The 18,817-nt window shown below is 36.2% G+C and carries 13 protein-coding genes; 5 read left to right on the top strand and 8 right to left on the bottom strand.

Going from position 1 to position 18,817, the window contains the following annotated elements:
• The first annotated feature begins 45 nt into the window (after positions 1–45).
• Both QWY86_RS14500 and QWY86_RS14505 read left to right on the top strand, forming a co-directional pair.
• Positions 46–3,240 (top strand): efflux RND transporter permease subunit, encoded by a 3,195-nt coding sequence (locus tag QWY86_RS14500; protein ID WP_290243060.1) that lies wholly within the window; start codon positions 46–48, stop codon positions 3,238–3,240.
• Positions 3,241–3,527: 287 nt separating this feature from the next.
• Positions 3,528–4,346 carry a hypothetical protein gene (locus QWY86_RS14505; RefSeq protein WP_290243061.1) on the top strand — a complete coding sequence of 273 codons (819 nt, stop codon included), beginning with the start codon at positions 3,528–3,530 and terminating at the stop codon, positions 4,344–4,346.
• A 1-nt stretch (position 4,347) separates the two neighbouring features.
• Here QWY86_RS14505 and QWY86_RS14510 read toward each other — a convergent pair whose 3' ends face one another.
• From QWY86_RS14510 to QWY86_RS14535, 6 genes are all read right to left on the bottom strand, one after another.
• Positions 4,348–5,547, bottom strand: coding sequence for an MFS transporter (locus QWY86_RS14510; RefSeq protein ID WP_290243062.1), 1,200 nt, complete (start codon positions 5,545–5,547; stop codon positions 4,348–4,350).
• A gap of 143 nt (positions 5,548–5,690) precedes the next feature.
• Positions 5,691–7,211, bottom strand: a complete 1,521-nt coding sequence (locus QWY86_RS14515; RefSeq protein ID WP_290243063.1) for a choice-of-anchor I family protein — start codon at positions 7,209–7,211, stop codon at positions 5,691–5,693.
• Between the two features lie 439 nt (positions 7,212–7,650).
• On the bottom strand, positions 7,651–9,057 hold the full coding sequence (lpdA, locus tag QWY86_RS14520) for a dihydrolipoyl dehydrogenase (protein ID WP_290243064.1): 1,407 nt from the start codon (positions 9,055–9,057) through the stop codon (positions 7,651–7,653).
• Between the two features lie 144 nt (positions 9,058–9,201).
• The gene (locus QWY86_RS14525; RefSeq protein WP_290243065.1) at positions 9,202–9,882 is read right to left on the bottom strand and encodes a VOC family protein; all 681 of its coding nucleotides are present in this window, start codon (positions 9,880–9,882) and stop codon (positions 9,202–9,204) included.
• Positions 9,883–9,935: 53 nt separating this feature from the next.
• The gene (locus QWY86_RS14530) at positions 9,936–11,096 is read right to left on the bottom strand and encodes an esterase-like activity of phytase family protein (protein WP_290243066.1); all 1,161 of its coding nucleotides are present in this window, start codon (positions 11,094–11,096) and stop codon (positions 9,936–9,938) included.
• Between the two features lie 243 nt (positions 11,097–11,339).
• Positions 11,340–12,194, bottom strand: a complete 855-nt coding sequence (locus QWY86_RS14535) for a DUF6515 family protein (RefSeq protein ID WP_290243067.1) — start codon at positions 12,192–12,194, stop codon at positions 11,340–11,342.
• A 191-nt stretch (positions 12,195–12,385) separates the two neighbouring features.
• Between QWY86_RS14535 and QWY86_RS14540 the strand changes: the two genes are divergently transcribed.
• The 3 genes from QWY86_RS14540 (at position 12,386) to QWY86_RS14550 (ending at position 16,932) form a co-directional block, all read left to right on the top strand.
• Entirely contained in the window at positions 12,386–14,254 is a 1,869-nt protein-coding gene (locus QWY86_RS14540; protein ID WP_290243068.1) for a CocE/NonD family hydrolase, read from the top strand.
• Between the two features lie 185 nt (positions 14,255–14,439).
• Complete coding sequence (locus tag QWY86_RS14545) at positions 14,440–16,092, top strand: M1 family metallopeptidase (protein ID WP_290243069.1); 1,653 nt, start codon at positions 14,440–14,442, stop codon at positions 16,090–16,092.
• A gap of 111 nt (positions 16,093–16,203) precedes the next feature.
• Positions 16,204–16,932: a head GIN domain-containing protein gene (locus tag QWY86_RS14550; RefSeq protein WP_290243070.1), complete on the top strand. Its 729-nt coding sequence runs from the start codon at positions 16,204–16,206 to the stop codon at positions 16,930–16,932.
• 173 nt (positions 16,933–17,105) lie between these two features.
• Here QWY86_RS14550 and QWY86_RS14555 read toward each other — a convergent pair whose 3' ends face one another.
• Entirely contained in the window at positions 17,106–17,996 is an 891-nt protein-coding gene (locus QWY86_RS14555; protein ID WP_290243071.1) for a hypothetical protein, read from the bottom strand.
• Positions 17,997–18,092: 96 nt separating this feature from the next.
• Positions 18,093–18,806, bottom strand: a complete 714-nt coding sequence (locus QWY86_RS14560; RefSeq protein WP_290243072.1) for a DUF2490 domain-containing protein — start codon at positions 18,804–18,806, stop codon at positions 18,093–18,095.
• Positions 18,807–18,817 lie beyond the last annotated feature (11 nt).

The following is an 18,817-nucleotide window of genomic DNA, read 5'->3' on the forward strand; positions in this document are numbered from 1 at the left end:
CCCTTGCTTGTAAAAGGATAATGATATATCAACATAAAAAATAAAATGAAGATAACAGACATATCTATAAAAAGGCCCTCGCTGGTAATTGTGGTATTTGCCGCACTTACTTTACTTGGGCTGTTAAGTTACTTTTCGTTGGGTTATGAATTACTTCCAAAATTCTCAAACAACGTAGTATCTATCTCAACCATTTATCCTGGGGCATCGCCGGCAGAGGTTGAGAACACGGTAACCAAAAAAATTGAGGATGCCGTATCATCCATGGAAAACATTAAGAAGTTAAATGCAGTTTCTTACGAAAGTTTATCGGTAGTAACCATTACCTTAACTGATGCGGCAAACATCGATATATCACTAAATGATGCGCAACGAAAAGTAAACGCAATTCTTTCTGATTTACCCGATGATGTAAAAACACCATCACTTAGTAAATTCTCGTTAGATGATTTACCTGTAATTACCATGACTGCTTCGGCAAATATGGATGATGTTACTTTTTACGATTTAATTGACCAAAGAATTGCGCCCGTGATTTCGAGGGTAAGTGGTATTGCCCAAGTAAATCTTGTGGGTGGTTCTGAACGTGAAATTCAGGTTGCATTTGATGCCGCCAAATTGCAGGGCTATAATCTTGCCGTGCCCCAGGTTCAACAAATGATTTTAAGCTCTAACTTAGATTTCCCTACCGGAAGTGTTAAAACGCTCAATCAAGACGTTTTAATTCGTTTATCAGGTAAATACAGAAGCTTAGATGAGTTAAGAAATTTAGTAATTACAACAACTAAAGATGGCGCACAAATTCGTTTAGGCGATGTAGCCGATGTTCAGGATTCGAAAAAAGAAACGGAAAAACTGGCTCGTATTAATCGTCAGTCATCTATTGCCATCCAAATTATTAAACAAAGTGATGCAAATGCGGTAAAGGTGAGTGAGGGGGTACATGCCATCATCGCAAAACTTAAAACAGAATATGCCGCACAAAAGCTAGATATTAAAATCGTTAACGATAGCTCTATTTTCACACTAGAATCGGCCGATGCGGTAATCCACGATTTAATTTTGGCCGTTGTATTAGTGGCATTCGTAATGCTTTTCTTTTTGCACAGTTTACGTAATGCGTTAATTGTAATGGTATCTATTCCGGCATCGTTAATTGCAACCTTTATCGGTATCAGTTTATTCGGTTATACCCTAAACTTAATGTCGTTATTGGGTCTATCGCTGGTGGTAGGTATCTTGGTAGATGATGCCATCGTGGTACTGGAAAACATCCAGCGACACATGGAAATGGGCAAAAACAAAGTAAGGGCAGCTTCAGATGCGACAAGGGAAATTGGTTTCACGGTTGTATCAATCACGATGGTAATTGTGGTGGTATTCTTCCCTATCGCGGTAAGTTCGGGCTTGGTATCTAATATTTTGCGCCAGTTCTGTGTAGTTGTAATTATTGCAACATTACTTTCGTTAGTTGCTTCATTTACCATTGTTCCATTACTTTTCTCTAGATATGGAAAGTTAGAGCACATTGAAGGTAAGAATGCATTTGGCCGTTTCATTTTATGGTTCGAAAAACAACTTAAAAAATTCACCATTTGGATTACCAATATCTTAAACTGGTCTTTACGTCACAAAGCATTAACCTTAATTATGGTTTTCGTGTTGTTCCTAGGTTCATGTGGTTTATTGGGTGCAGGGTTTATCGGTTCTGAGTTTTTCCCAAAATCGGATAAAGGTGAGTTTTTGGTACAAATTGAATTACCAAAAGATGCGCCATTAGAACAAACCAACTTCTACACACAAAAAGCAGAAGCTTTCTTAGATAAACAACCGGAAATTATTCAGTTAATTACAACTGTTGGTCAGGCCAGTGGCGATTTTGGTGGAACGCAAGCAACAGCTTACAAATCGGAGATTAACGTTAAGTTAGTGGAGCGTAAAGAACGCGAAGGTATGTCGTCTGATGTATTCGCAACCAAAATGAGCCGTGCTTTAGCTAAAGAACTGGTTGGTGCAAAAGTTAAAACAGTGCCAATTAGTATTTTAGGTATTGCCGAAAATGCGCCAATTAGTCTGGTGGTAATGGGCTCTGATTTAGATAGTGCCTTAAAATATGCAGAAGGTGCAAAAAACTTATTGGCGACCATTCCTGGAGCTACCGAGATTAAACTTTCTGTAGAAAAAGGTACTCCAGAAATTAATGTTCAGGTAGACCGCGATAAAATGTCGGCAGTTGGCTTAACATTATCTACAGTAGGTTCTACCATGCAAACTGCTTTTGCTGGTAATACCGATGGTAAATATAGAAAGGGCGAATACGAATACGACATCAACATTCAATATCAAGATTTTAACAGAAAAGATATTGATGATGTACGTAACCTGATTTTCGTTAACGATAAAGGTGCACAAATTAAGTTATCTCAATTTGCAAGCATTACCGAAGGTTCGGGTCCAAGTCAATTAGAACGTTTAAACAAATCAACTTCTGTATCGGTTCAAGCGCAATCAATTGGTCGCCCAACCGGAACTATTGTTGCCGATTTTAAGGCAAAATTAATCGAGTTACAAGAAAATGGTAAATTAAAAGCGCCAGTTGGCGTTAGTTATACCTGGGGTGGGGATGAAGAAAACCAGGCTGAAGGTTTTGGTACACTTGGTATCGCCCTATTGGCATCTATCATTTTGGTTTACTTCATCATGGTAGCCCTGTACGATAGTTTTATCTATCCTTTAGTGGTAATGTTCTCTCTTCCTTTAGCCTTAATTGGTGCCCTATTAGCCTTGGCCTTAACCAACAACTCATTAGGGATATTTACCATCCTAGGGTTTATTATGCTTATGGGTTTGGTAGCGAAGAATGCAATCATCTTAGTCGATTTTACCAACCACATGAAAGCAGAGGGAAAATCTACCATAGATGCCTTAATATTAGCTAACCATGCTCGTTTACGCCCAATCTTAATGACCACCATTGCCATGATTTTTGGTATGCTTCCAATTGCATTGGCAAGCGGTGCCGGTGCCGAATGGAAGAATGGTTTGGCATGGGTTATTGTGGGCGGTTTAACGAGTTCGCTGTTTTTAACTCTAATTGTGGTACCGGTGGTTTACCTGGTCTTCGATAGAATGTTGGATAGATTTGGCTTCAACAAAAAAGTAAAAACTATTGATGAACTGCTTGAAGAGCCTTACGACCATAAAGACGTTTTGGAATACGATGCAGATTTAGATCACTAAAATCTTTAAACATCCAGATTAACAATCACCTAGAGCTGCCTTCCCAAAGGGCAGCTCTTTTTGTTTGATTAAACTTCCGAAGTTTATTTGCTAAATAAGCTATTCAATTTGCATTTATTCTTTTTGAAAATGTAAGTCAGTTTTTTATCGCTTAACCCAGTCGGGCTGTTCGCTAAATCCCCGAAGAAAAATCGGGGGATACCGCTTCCATCCCGTTTAGGTACAAAGTGAGCGCAAAAACACCAGATGCCAAACAAAATATTATATCAATTTGTATATTTAGGCATATGCTTAAAATCATCCTCTGCGCATTACTTTTTAATATCGCTCTAACTGTTTCAGCACAACATCCCCCGGTTTTCGAAGCCATGACAATGGATTCAACATCCTTTCAGCTTTACGATTTAAAAATCAACCTCGTAAAATACAGTTATAAACCAAACGGAATTAAATTTTTGGTTGTTCATGATAATGAGGATACGGGTGTAAAAGCCGGGTTTGATTACATCAGATGGAATGGTGGGGAATTGATAGATAGTCAGTATGGTGGCGTTAGAGATTATAACTTTACTTACATGGACGATGTTTATCGCATTGACCCAAATGCAATTTATACTGAAAGAGGTGTTAACACTAGATTGAAGAAAGATGATTTTAGCTCCAACGAAGTTGAAAAAGCCTTGAATGAGGCTGGAAAGAAAATCGTAGAATTTTACAATCCTAAAGAAATTGGCTACATATTAACGCTACACAATAATGCTGATGGTGGCTTCGGAATTTCATCTTATTTGCCAGGTTACGATTTATCCAGCACAGCTGATTCTGTTTATTTAAATGCGGAAATGGATGGCGACGATTTGCTTTATGTTACCGATTTAAAGTTATTCAATAGCTTAAAAAAGGCAAATGTAAATGTAATTCTTCAATCTAAATTTGGAGAAAATGACGGTTCGCTTTCTGTTTATGCGCAACTAAATAATATACCGTATATAAATGTTGAAGTTCAGCATGGGCATATTGAAGAAAATTTAAGGCTAATTGAAATTGCTGTAGCCGCACTCAAAGAGCACAACATGATTAAAACACTGATTACTAAAAGAGAGTAATCTAATCCATTGCTCTGATTTTACCAACAATAAAACTTACCAGTAATCCAAAAATTCCAATTACCGCATAAGAATACTGCAAGCTTGATAGCGCAGAGATATAACCAATTAATGGCGGCCCCATTAAAAAACCCAGATAACTCACGCTAGATACCATCGCAATTGCAATACCAGGCGCAACTTTTCCATTTTTCCCTGCAACGCTATAAACTGTTGGAACAATGCTTGAAACACCAATACCAACTAACATAAAACCAATTGTTGCCGGGATAATGTAGGGTAGAAAAACAGATAAAAACATTCCTGATGAAATAATTAATCCACTAATTTTAATGGTTCTTTTTCTGCCAAGGTTCTCGATAATTTTATCTCCTACAAATCTCCCGGTAGCCATCATAATCATAAAAGAGGCATAGCCAAGTATAACTAATGATGTTGGTGCTTTTACAATTTCCTTAAAATAAACGCCGCTCCAATCAAACATTGCACCTTCGGTGGCCATACTGCAAAAGCCTATAATTCCAAGTTGTAGCAGCGAACCCTCGGGCATGGTAAATAATTTTGGTTTACGCTCGCTTTTAGCACCTTTACCTGGTACTAAGTGTTTATAATTAAAAAATACATTACACCATATCAGAAAGGTTATTATCCAAAAATGATGGTAAGGAACAATATGCAGATTAACCATTAGCAAACCCACCAATGCACCCATAAAACCGGCAATACTCCATGCACCATGAAAAGAAGTCATAATTGGGCGACCAAATAACTTTTCCGCTTCAGAACCTTGGGTATTTACGGCAATATTGCACATATTACCAACAATACCGAAAAGCAAAAGAAATGCAGCCAAATGCCATGATGCCGTAGCTAAACCTAAATTAGAAAGTGCAATAACGTAAAGTGGTGCAGTAATGGTTAATATTTTCTTACTTCCGTACTTTGTTACTAGCCTACCAGAAATGGGCATGGTTATCAACTGACCAAGTGGCAATGCTAATAAAATACTGCCCAACTCTCCATCTGATAAATTTAAAGTATGTTTAATATCAGGAATTCGGCTTGCCCAAGAAGCAAAAGCAATACCTTGCCCGAAATAAAATAATGATACTGCAAGGCGAATACGATTTGGAGAAGTAATTTTAACAGGTTTGTTTTCTTCTTGATTCAATAATTCCTGATTTATATTAAGTTCTTCCAAAATGTAATATTAATAATGACGCATTTATTTTGTGACAAAGATCATTATTTGAAACGGTAATAGAAAGGTATAATTATAATTTATATATAATTATTAAACTAAAAAACCCGCTGAGCAGCGGGTTTTCATTTAAAAGACAATCTTTATATTTTATTTGGCTGAAAGAATTTTACAGTTCCGTCGCCTTCACTGGCAACGACCAATAAACTTCTACCATTTGGGCTATCTTTAGGTTTTACAAATAGTAAACCTTCAGGTGCATCACCAGAAGCAAATAATTGAACAAATTTAGGCGATGCTGGTGTTGTTACATCATAAATTGCAATCATATCCACACGCTCCATACCAATAAATGCTAAAGTTCTACGATTAACCTGCGCAACCGTTACACCTTCTACTTCAACTCCCTTATTATCTGAACGCGTATCATCATATTTGCCTGCATCGATTACTCGCTGTTCTAAATCTTTACCCACATTTGCAATCAAAGCACCTGTATTTGCGTTAATTATACTCATGCTTCTACCACCTGTAGCGTATAATTCATCATAATCGCCATCGCCATCTGTATCGCCATAAGCTTTCGTAACAGTTAATCTACCCAAGTTCCCATCTAATTGCAGGGTTGCAGCAGTTGGGAATTTTGTAGGATCAAGCTTTAAACTTTTTACTCTTGCTTCTTCATCATAACCTTTCCAGGCTCTTGTATCACCTTCATTCGCTAAAGCTAAATAGTTGTTTCCTTCAGTAGAAAAATATGAAATGGCATCAGGCAAATAAAACGCCTTAATTGGCCATGTGCCCAAAGCTATTTTATTATCTAAATCACTTACATCAAAAGCATTTTCAGCAAGGCTGATGTCTCTTGTTCCCAATGGATTAATCTTTGTGATTGTTCCTGCCACAATATCAACTTCTGCAACACCATTGTTTTCCTGCAGCGTAACGTATGCTTTTTTTGAATCTGAACTTACGGCAATATATTCTGGTTCAATATCTTGAGCAAATGTTGCTTTTGGTCCATAAATTCTAAAACCACCTGCAACTAATGCTGCTTTTTGAGATTCAAATGGAGAAAAATCTAAAGTTTTAACAGAATAATTATCTTTTACATTTATAACTGAAATGCTGCCGTTCGGATCTACAGTGTAAGCATCATTTGGTTCGCCCTCATTTGCAGATAAAATGTAATTTCCATCCGGACTAAAAGTGACCATATCTGGCATTGCCCCAACAGTGATTTTTTTAACTTCTGATAAATCTGAAGTTTTTAAAACGACAACATTACCATTACCCTGCTTATCGGCACCATCTAATGCAATAGCCAGCAAACCATTGCTTACAGCAACACTATTTATACCAGCATTACTTGCAAAAGTTAATGTTCTTGTTTTACTTACCGTTGGATAGTTTGTTAAATCTACAACTTCAACTTTGGCGCCTCCTTCATTACTTACCACAAATAGTTTTTTTGTTGATGGATCATAAGCAGAAATTTCTGCCGACGTTTCTCCGCCCAAATCAATTGATGCAGTTTCTTTAAAGCTTGATATATCTTCGGCAACAATTAGGTCTATTTCCTCAATTGGTTCTGAAGTTTTTTTGCAGGCGGTTAATGCAGTTGTAGCCAACATTAAGGCTACAAAAAGTTTTTTACAGTTCATGGTTTATTACTTATCTAAACGGCAAAAATAGATTTGTAATCTGCTGTTTTTTAGGCTCAAAATGTTATCATTTGGTTAAGAAATGATTAATGGCATCTTTCCGTAAATTGAAGCAGACTGTAATCAACTACAACTTTAAAAGATTCCTCCACTACGGTCGGAATGACGACTGCCTCTCCTCTTTCGTCAACTCGACTGGAGCGCAGCGAAACGGAGAGATCTTTTAAGTCTGGTAAAAAAAGATTTCTCCACAAGATCGAAATGACGACAGTTGCATTTCAGTTTCTCAACCGAGGAGATACCGAATAAGAAATTAGCATTAAGATTCCCGCCTTCGCGGGAATGACGAGAAGTGAAAAATACTTTGCAAACAAAAAAGCCGATAATTGCTTATCGGCTTTTCTTTTGGTTTGTGAAGACACAAACCAAGGCTAGTATATTAAATATGTATTGCTCTGTTATCAGTTGCAGCTAAAGCAGCTTCTTTTAACGCTTCTGTGTAAGTTGGGTGAGCGTGACAAGTACGGGCAATATCTTCTGCTGAAGCACGGAACTCCATTGCAATAACTGCTTCTGCAATCATATCCGCAGCACGTGGACCTATCATGTGTATGCCTAAAACTTCATCCGTAGTTGCATCAGCCAAAACTTTTACGAAACCATCGGTATCCATACTTGCTTTAGCACGACCGCTTGCTTTGAATGGGAACGAACCTGCCTTATATTTTGTACCTTTTTCCTTCAATTGCTCCTCAGTTAAACCAACAGAAGCAACTTCAGGCCAAGTATAAACAACACCTGGAATTAAGTTATAATTAATGTGTGGTTTTTGGCCTGCGATAGTTTCTGCTACATAAGTACCTTCATCTTCTGCTTTATGCGCCAACATTGCACCTGTAATTACATCGCCAATTGCATAAACACCTTTAACAGAAGTTTCTAAATGCTCATTTACCGGGATTTTTTTACCGCGTTCTTCAATCGTGATCCCGATTTTATCTAAACCTAAGCCTTCAGTGTATGCCGTACGACCAACAGCTACGATGCAGTAATCGGCTTCTAAAGAAAGGCTTTCTCCTTTTGGCGTTTCTGCAGTTACGGTTACAACCTTACCTTTTGTAGTAGCGCCAGTAACTTTATGACCCATGTAAAACTCCATGCCTAAAGATTTCTTTAAAACACGCTGAAGTTCTTTACCCAAACCTGCATCCATTGTTGCAATAATTGACGGCATAAACTCTACAACCGAAACTTTTGTACCTAAGCGGGCATAAACTGAACCTAATTCTAAGCCGATAACACCACCACCAATCACAACCATTGTTTTTGGAACTTCTTTAATATTTAAAGCTTCGGTTGATGTGATGATGCGTTTTTTATCGATTGGTAAAAATGGCAACGCCGTTGGTTTAGAACCTGTAGCAATAATTACATTTTTAGCGGTTAATGTTTCTGTAGAACCATCGCCTTTAGTAATTAAAACTGTGTTTTTATCTACAAAAGAGCCTAAACCTTCGTATGAATCGATTTTATTTTTCTTGAATAAATAAGTGATACCTGCAGTATTTTGAGATACAACGTCATCCTTACGAGCAATCATTTGTTTCATATCAACTTTTAAATCTTTCAAGTTGATACCATGAGTTGTAAATGTATGAGCGGCGTTATGGTAGTGCTCAGAAGAATCTAACAAAGCTTTTGATGGGATACAACCTACATTTAAGCAAGTACCTCCAAAAGTTTTATATTTTTCGATAACTGCAGTTTTTAAACCTAACTGAGCACAACGGATTGCGCCAACATAACCGCCCGGACCTGAACCGATAACAACGACATCGTATTGCATAATTTCTTTAGAATTTTGATTAGCCAAATGTAGGGAAAAAGGCGGAAAGCTGAAAGGCAGAAGCTTGAAGGTAAAATATTAAAATCAAAACCAATGCAAAATTTACGTATCCATTACCATAAAAACAATTATTGAATTTTTCACCTAGCAGATATTTTTGGTTCGGTATCCATTTTCAAGTTCTACCAAATTAAGGTTAAAAAACTTTTGAAAATGAACCGAATTTAAGTGATAATTAAAAGCTTCTTCATTTATAAAGATTTCAGAAATTATTATTTTAATTGGGTCGGTTATGGTTTGCTTAATATCAAACGCAATATTTCCAGGTTCAGAAATGGTAAACTCTTTTAATTTTCTCAATTCATTAATTGCTTTCTTGATTAAAGCTGGATTTTTAAGGTTTAAAACTGCTGTAGAATAAAAATACTCATCAGTTTTTGCAGGCTCGATTAAATCCCAAAGGTTACCATATAAATCTTCAAAAACTGCAACTGTACCATAGTTTTCAAAAACAGGTTCTCTAACAATTTTAATTCTATTATCTACCAAATTTTGATAATCTCGATTAAAATTATCAGTATGTAAAAAAAGAAAAACCCGTCCTCCTGTTTGATTTCCAATCCTGCTTGCTTCTTCATCATTTTTTGCCTTCGCTAATAATAATGAAACACCGTTTTCTCCTTCAGGCCCTACTAAAACCCATCTTTTATCAACAGCTAAATTAGTATCTTCCAACAATCTGAAATTAAGCATATTCGTATAAAACTCAATTGCTTTATCGTAATCATCTACAATTATAGAAATGTGTGCTAAATGTTGCTTCATCAGTTTTTAATCATTAAGTTTTAGTTTGATTAAAGATTCTACACCGCTAATCTTTAGGGCTCTACTTCAAAAAGAAAAAATTGTTGTGTTTGGTTTTTAGAGAAGTTATTATCAACACAGAAGATTAAAGTTTTGTGCCCGTTTGGTAAATCCGGACCAAAAGTTACGCCTTCAAAATTATCGATGTGTTTGCCGATTGTATCAAAGTCAAATAAAAGCTTTTTCTTTAATGTTTTTGGTGGATTTTTTATGAACGATGCATTGTCTATCACATTTTCTGCACCTTTTAAATCGACCAAAAATAACTTGATAAAGGTATGGTCATCATGTCCTTTCGCCCAGGCACGCTCCATCACGAGCAAAGTATGGTTATTAATTGCCAAAATTTCAGAAATGCCATTCACATTCCAGTCGCTTTGAACAGTTGGCTCTACAGGCAACTCGCCTAAATTATAGGCATATTGAGCAATATTTTTTTTTGTACGAGCATCAAACTTTAAGATTCGGGTAATTGCACCACTATAACCAAAAGCTGCCGACTTGCCATCCTGGTACAAAGGTTCTTCCAAACTTGCGTAAAGTGTTTTATAATTATCGGCGAAAGTTATGCCTTCAAAAAGCGCATTTTTACGTGCTCCATTTTCTCCTTTAGTAAAATGAAAACCTTTTGGCAAAGGAATCGTATCTAAAAATTTTCCATCAGCAGAAATAAAAGTTAAGGCCGGTTGAATGATTAATGAATCGCCATTTTTAAATATTCTTTCTCCTTCGTTACTCCAAATTAATTGATTTTTGTTTGGATTGAAGCGCACTGATTCACCGTCAGCCTTTAAGCTTTTTACCGTACCAAATTTTGGATATTCTTGCCCGCTTTCCTGCAAAATTGGAATTAGCCCATTAATTTCTACCGTATCAATTTTATTGTTTTTTATATTGATGTTGGCAGTATAAATTCTTGCTGTGCTAAATTGGCTAGGGTCATCACTAATTAAGAAATAACGATCATGCTTCACATCATAATCAATGCCCGATAAACCGCCAACGGAAGTACCTTTGAATTGTAAATCAATTGGTATAATAAATTCATCTAAAAATTTTATAGATGAAATAGTTGTTTCTTTCTGTTTAGCTGTATAACGTGTACCTGAACACGATGTTAAAAACCCTAAAAGAACAATGTAAATAAGCGATAGTTTGGTAGATAAAATTTTCAAAAGCCTTTATTTTGGAGTAAAATTATATTTTTTCTTGTAAAAATATTTATTGTGTAAAGCGAGTTTTAGGGCATTTTGCGTCATTCCCCTACTTGATAGGGAATCTTAAAGCAATAAGTTAGAAAATATTTTTAAGATTCCCGCCTACGCGGGAATGACGAAGCCATTTAATTTTCACAAAAAATATTTTGCATAAAAAACCGCTTCAATATTAAATTGAAGCGGCTTATAAACTTGAGATATTTAATATAATTTACCAATTACACGATAACTGGTCTTATTACCATCAATAACTTCTTCGTAGTAAACATCATCTGGCGAAACAAAATATTTATCATTTTTAATAGTTACTTCTCGGCAGCCTTCTGGTAAAACCGAAATAATATCGCCAATCTGATGTGTTACAACCGGGCCATCGGTGGTATTTAAAACACCATCTTTTCCTGCCACAACATAAACTGTTTTACCATCTTTATTGGTCGATTGTGTATAATACACGCCTTTAAATTCGTAATAATCTACCCCATCAATCGTTACCAATTCTGCCTCATCGGGCAAGTTCGGAACTTCTGCACCAACCGGTGGTATTACAACTTGATAGTTGTTTTCATACTGACGATAAAATAATCCTCCTGAGTAATAATACTGGTTCGGGCCATAATAAAATGGATAATAACCAAAAGGCAATACATTTAACCTAAAACCAATGAATGGTCTGTAAAAATTGTAATAGCCGTAATTAGGGCGACCATAAAACCGATAACCCGGGCTGTAGCGATACCCTGAGCGATAGTTATATCCGGGACGATAACCGGGATTTGGGCGATAACCGGGTCTTTCTGGTCTTCCACCGTAACCATAATTACCACGATTTGGACCTTGAGAAATTCTATTATTTGACGGAGCTTGCATAGATGGCTGGCGTGACATTCCCCCACCTCTTGATGGCGCAACACTTCCTGAACGACCTCCTGAAAAACCTCCACTTGAACTTCCTCCCCTACTTGGCCTTTGTGCTGAAGCGCTTTCTACATTAAATGTTGCAACAATTGCTGCTACAGCAAAAGCAACCAATCCTTTACTTAATAACCTTTTCATTTTATGTGTTTAACTTAATTAATAATATGACGATGAAAATTTGCAAAAGATTATCCCATAACTTTATTTAACTAAATTTTGATAATGGAATGACGAATAAAACTACACCTAACAAAGCTTTTACCACTCCTTTTTCTAAATCTTTTGGCTTATCTCTATATTTATAACTTATTCCTAAAATCAACTGTTTAATGAACCTGAGAAAAATTTTATCCTTTATCGTTTGTGTATTCGTTTCAAATGTACTTGCAGCACAACAAAGTGATTCGGCTTATGTTATTGCAAACTACACCAAAATAGAACAGCAAATACCTATGCGTGATGGCGTTAAGCTTTTCACCTCGATTTATATTCCCAAAAATCAAACCAAAAAATATCCATTTTTAATTAATCGAACACCTTATACCGTAGCGCCTTATGGCGAAGATAAATATAAGCTGAGTTTGGGTAATTTCCCTGCAATGATGCGGGAAGGCTTCATTTTCGTTTATCAAGATGTACGTGGAAAATGGATGAGCGAGGGTACATTTGAGGATATTCGTCCGCAGACTTTGAAAAAAGGTAAGAAAGATATTGATGAAAGCACCGACACTTACGACACTATTGATTGGTTGGTAAAAAACATTAAAAACAACAATGGAAATGCAGGTATTTATGGTATTTCTTACCCTGGCTTTTACTCAACAACTTCGTTACCAAATTCGCATCCGGCATTAAAGGCAGTATCTCCACAAGCCCCTGTAACCGATTGGTTTATTGGCGATGATTTTCATCATGGCGGAACTTTATTTTTAATGGATGCCTTCAGTTTTATGAGCAGTTTTGGCGTTCCTCGTCCGAAACCGATTACGCCAGAGAAAGGACCAAAACCTTTTCAGTTCCCAATTCAGGATAATTATCGTTTTTATTTAGAAGCAGGTTCAGTTAAAAACCTTAAGGACAAATATTTTGCAGATAGTATCAAATTCTTCAATAACTTATTTAAACACCCAAATTTAGATACATTCTGGAAAGCAAGATATATTCTTCCACATTTAAAAAATGTAAAACCTGCAGTTATGGTTGTTGGTGGCTTTTTCGATGCAGAGGATGCTTACGGTACATTTGCAACTTATAAAGCAATTGAGAAACAAAACCCGAATACAAACAATATTCTGGTTGCTGGTCCGTGGTATCATGGTGGTTGGGTGCGTAGCGATGGCTCATACTTCGGTGATATCAGGTTTGGCAAAAACACCAGTATTGATTATCAGCAGCAATATGAGCTACCATTTTTTAAGCATTACTTAAAAGGTGAAGGCGATTTTAAGGCCGGTGAAGCAAATATTTTTGTAACCGGAAGTAACGAATGGAAGCAATTTACGAGCTGGCCACCACAAGAAGTGGAAACTAAAAACCTTTATCTACAGCCTAACGGGAAATTGGCTTTTGAAAAAGTTGGCAGAACAGACAGCTGGGATGAATATGTAAGCGACCCTAATCATCCGGTTCCTTATCAGGATGGTGTGCAGGGTAAGCGTACCCGTGAATACATGATTGATGACCAAAGATTTGCGGCTCGCAGACCAGATGTTAAAGCTTACCAAACCGATGCTTTGAATGAAGATATCACTTTAACCGGGCCGGTGTTGGCAAATCTTGTAGTTTCTACAACCGGTACGGATGCCGATTATGTTGTAAAATTAATTGATGTTTATCCGGAAAACGAACCAAACCCGATACCAAATCCAAAGAATATTATAATGGGTGGTTATGAAATGTTGGTTAGAGGTGAGATTTTAAGAGGTAAGTACCGTAACAGCTTTGAAAAACCTGAAGCTTTTACTCCAGGGCAGATTACCAAGGTTAATTATGCATTACCTGATGTAGCACATACATTTAAAAAAGGGCATAAAATTATGATTCAGATTCAGAATTCATGGTTCCCATTAGCGGATAGAAACCCACAAAAGTTTATGAATATTTACGAAGCTGAGCCTGCAGATTTTCAGAAAGCAACGCATAAAATTTTTCATGATGCTTCTAATAGTTCTTATATTTCAGTATCTGTTTTAAAGTAGATTTATAAAAAAATCACCCCCCAACCGCTCCTTGAAAACATGGAGGGGAGTTCCGCTCCTCATGTTAAAAAAATATCATAAGATTCCCAATAGAGGACTTAAATATTTGAGAATAAAAAAATAATATTGCACTATCCAAATCCCTCCTAATTTAGGAGGGGCAAGGGATGGTTAAATACAACAAGATGAAAAAACTTATTACGCTTTTTGCCATTACGCTATGTATCTCTATTGCAAATGCACAAATGCTCGGCAAAAATCAGGAAAATTCTCGGGCAGACAGTTTACGTGGTACACTTACTCCACTTAGAACCTGCTACGATATTAATTTTTACCACTTAGATGTTAAGATAGATATTGACCAGAAATCAGTTTCTGGCAGTAATGAATTTGCCTTTACTGCAACACAAGATTTTACAAAACTTCAATTCGATTTATTCGATAATTTGAAAGTAGAGAAGGTAGTATTTCGAGGCAAGGATTTGAATTTTAGAAGAGAATACAATGCCGTTTTTGTAACTTTTCCTAAAATCATAAAAAAGGGAAGTAAAGAAAAATTTACCGTGTTTTATTCTGGAAACCCTCGTGTAGCTAAAAATGCCCCTTGGGATGGCGGTTTCATTTTTAAGAAAGATGCTGATGGAAATCCATTTGTATCCGTAGCCTGTCAAGGATTAGGCGCCAGTGTTTGGTGGCCAAATAAAGACCACCAAAGTGATGAGGTGGATAGCATGAACATCAGCATCAGTGTGCCTAAAGATTTGCAAGAGATTTCTAATGGAAGATTATTAAATACGGTTGATAAACCGGACGGATATAAGCAATATAACTGGTTAGTGAGTAACCCAATTAATAACTATGATGTAACTTTTTACATTGGAAAATATGCGCACTGGACAGATACTTTCGAAGGTGAAAATGGCAAATTAAGTATTGATTATTGGGCCTTAAAAACAGATAGTGCCAAAGCCCGCCCGCATTGGAATGCTGATGTAAAACCCATGTTAAAGTGTTTTGAATATTGGTTTGGGCCTTATCCCTGGTATAAAGATGGTTACAAACTTGTTCAAGCGCCACATTTGGGCATGGAGCATCAAAGTGCGGTTGCTTACGGTAATCAATTTAAAAAAGGCTATTTAGGACGAGATTTAAGCGGAACAGGCCACGGATTAAAGTGGGATTTTATAACCATACATGAAAGCGGACATGAATGGTTTGGAAATAACATTACCTCCAAAGATATTGCAGATATGTGGGTGCACGAAGGTTTTACCAATTATTCGGAAGTACTTTTTACAGAATGTACAGAAAATAAAACTGCAGCAAACGAATATGCAATCGGTTTACAAAAAATTATTCAGAACGATATTCCGGTTATTGGTCCGTATGGTGTGAATAAAGAAGGTTCTGGAGATATGTACCCGAAAGGTGCTAACCTGATTCACACCATCCGCCAGTTAATAAATAATGATGAAAAATTCAGACAGATATTACGCGGATTGAATAAAACATTTTACCATAAAACGGTTACAACCGCTGATATTGAAAATTACATCGCAAAGCAAAGTGGTTTAAAATTGAATAAGATTTTCGACCAATACTTGCGTTATACCAATATTCCGGTTTTAGAATATAAGATTGCGAATAATATGCTTTCTTATCGTTGGATAACTGATGTTAAAGGATTTGATATGCCAGTTAGGGTTACTTTAAACAGTGGAATTTATACATTAATTAAACCAACTAATGATTGGAAAACAGTTAAAATTGATAACAGTATAAATGCTGATAACTTTAAACATGATCCGCTATTTTATATCAAAACAAAAAAAGGATAAAAATTAATTAGTTGTTTTCACAAAAAGATTGAAGATTGTGCAACGTTTAGCAAAAACGATCGTCTTATAATTAAAATCTATAACCCAGAATTGAAAACATAATCTATAAGTATGAAAAAAATATTTGCGTTTGCATTTGCTACACTGATAGCAGCAACAAGTTTAAACACATTTGCAAAAACTGAAATCACCATTTCTACCTCAAAAAAATCTGAAGATAGAGATGTTAAAAACTTTAGTGGAATTGCATCTGCAGGACCTATCAATGTTATCGTTACTTTAGGAAATACAGAAAGTTGCCGTTTCGAAGGTGATGCAGAGGCGATATCTACCATTATCACCGAGGTAAAAGGTAATGTTTTAATTATCCGGCCGGAGAACAGCGTTACCAGCTGGTCTAGAAAATATGAGGATAAGAAAATTACGGCATATGTTACTGCTAAATCTATCAGAAGTTTAACAATGAGCGGCTCTGGCAGTTTAGTTGTAAATGGTAAAATCTCTACAAACGATTTAACTACAACATTAAGTGGCTCAGGTAGCATTAAAGCAACTGCCGATGTCGACAATTACAATGGGGTAATCAGCGGTTCGGGTTCTTTAAACATTACTGGGAGTTCTGATAGAGCAAAGATTGTAATTAGCAGTTCTGGTAGCTTTGCAGGAAAGAGCTTCTCTGTAAATAACTTAACTTCAACCATCAGCGGTTCGGGTACGGTAAACATTAATGCTGAAGAAAATATCAGAGCGGTAATTAGTGGCTCAGGCAGTGTAAATTATTCTGGTAATCCACAAGTTGAAAAAACAATTGTGGGTTCTGGCAGGGTTAGGAAAATATAATTCAATTTAAAAAATTATAAAAAGCGCCCTGAAAATAATCAGGGCGTTTTTTTTTGTTAAATTACATCAATAAAAATTATTGAAAGCCTCAGAAAAGATCTATACAAGGCAGATATCGATTTAAGTAAGGCTGAAAATGCTGTGCTTTTGTACTTCGAAAAAATCAAAAGTTCTTAAAATTGGAAACCAATTACCCACATATTTTCAAGGTAATTAATTTTCTGACTGGCTTTATCCAATTCATCCCAACCTGTTGTGTGCACATTGGTTAAATTTGTTGCGCCAACTTTGGTTGTATTTTGTAGGTAAATGTGTTTCCAAACGTAAAATTTTAATCCAATTTTTGCAGAAACGCCATAGCCAGAAATGCTAAAATGATTGTTTCTTCCTTGGCCAAATAAACGCACATCAGAACGTGGGACCAATAATCCACCCCCTAACCCAGTTTCTAAAGTTAAAGATGTATTGCCTCCAGGTGCAACCCAAATATCATCGTAACGTTCTATCTCTATATTTGCATAGTTAAAACCATCAGTATGTTCGTAAGTTAACATGCTTTCTTTAACATTAATCATTTGTCCGTTATACGTACCTGCTAAATTACCTGTTGGAGCATTATCATGTGAAATATTTGGCCCGATATAACCATTTATAGCAACGGTTTGAGGAATATCCACGACATATTTCATATGATCCCAGCCAATGGAAATACTATAATTATCTTTTATAAAATATCCGGCTCTGATATTATATTGTGGCACAGTTATCAAACTTGGGTTTAAATAGCTCCAATCTAATTTTGTTTGCCTATCTCTAGCCGTTACATCACTTAAAGTGAAATCATAATTTGGACCTTGGAAGCGAATATCACTTTTTCCGTACCAAGAACTGTTGTAGCCCCAATGAAAATAAAAATCGCCTTTGCGAGAAAAGTTGCGTTTATGTTGTGGGTTAAAAAGACTTTTTGAAGTTGGCGTATTAACTACAGACGAAGGACGAACCTCTTGTGCTTGCATACGTTTACCGAACAAGAGCGCTAAAAACAAAATGGAAAACTTTTTCACGCGGCAAAGTGAAGAAAAACTAACAACTATTACAAACCGTTTAACAATTTGTAATAGTTACTGTACAGAAAATGACTTTAAAACATTAAAACGAAATTAAAATCTTGTATATACTGCCAGTTGTATAATGTTATTTAAAGTATTATTTGTTTGCCCTTTAACTGCCTGATTCATGTAGCCCGCCTCAACATCAACCTTGTTCGAAAAACGGTAACCCAAAGCCAAATACGCCCGATTTTGGTCGAATACATGATTATTCAGCTCATTATTATTTTGAAGATTTAGAAAAACCTCATTTTGCAAGGCAACAAATGCACCCTTTGTAAATGTTGGTTCCGCCTTTTGCAAGGGCTGTATTAGCCTAAAAAAGTAGCGAAAACGCTGAGAAAATAGGTCATCATTGCCGCCACCTCTACCTATAAATCTTTGCTCTAACCTAATACGATGAGTAAAAAATACCGAACTCATTTTATGATTATAAATATATTGTTCAAAAATTCGGTGTTCGTTTAATGAGATTGCTGCATCACCTCCGGCAGGAAACATTTGAGTAGTTTGCCATAAATAACCCAAAGCAACATTACTATTTTTGTTGATAAAATATTGCAGTGCTGGTCTAACTAAGGTATTTCTTACATGGTCCCATTTATCAGCTGAGCGAACCTGGAAGTCGAATTGTAAGCCCCATTTCTCATTAAATTTGGTATTATTAACAACCATAAACCAACCTGTATTTTGGTATTGCGTTTGGGCTGAAAGTTTTCCAATAAACATTAATAAAACAACGGTAAGTAATTGTAGTTTCTTCATATTGTGTAGTC

The sequence above is a fragment of the Pedobacter aquatilis genome (assembly GCF_030409415.1).
Taxonomy (GTDB): Bacteria; Bacteroidota; Bacteroidia; order Sphingobacteriales; family Sphingobacteriaceae; genus Pedobacter; species Pedobacter aquatilis.